We start from the raw sequence: 291 nt of genomic DNA, 5'->3' as shown, positions 1-291 counted from the left end.
ACGGCAGACGGAGCAAAGCCAACAAACAACTCCAATTCTAATTCACGGCACATCTTAATGGCGTAGTATTCTGCCAGCAGTGTGATGTCTTCTTTTCGCTCCCGAAGAGGGGGGATAGTAATCACGTCAAACGTGAGCCTGTCCAATAAGTCGGCTCTGAATTCGCCCCTTAATGCCATGTCTGGCAAGTCAGCGTTGGTCGCGCAAACCAGTCTTACGTTGGCACTTAAAGCTTTTTGTCCGCCGACACGTTCATACTGCCCGTATTCAATAACGCGCAATAGCTTCTCT

General features: G+C 49.1%; 1 protein-coding gene. It reads right to left on the bottom strand.

Annotated features, from left to right (window positions below; all coding sequences use genetic code 11):
- A partial coding sequence (locus AB4512_RS21460) for a sigma 54-interacting transcriptional regulator (protein WP_372175614.1) occupies window positions 1–291 on the bottom strand: 291 nt, incomplete at both ends.

Source organism: Vibrio sp. 10N.222.52.B7, assembly GCF_041474275.1.
In the GTDB taxonomy this organism is placed as follows: Bacteria; Pseudomonadota; Gammaproteobacteria; order Enterobacterales; family Vibrionaceae; genus Vibrio; species Vibrio crassostreae_C.
This window is presented reverse-complemented; position numbering and strand designations above follow the sequence as displayed.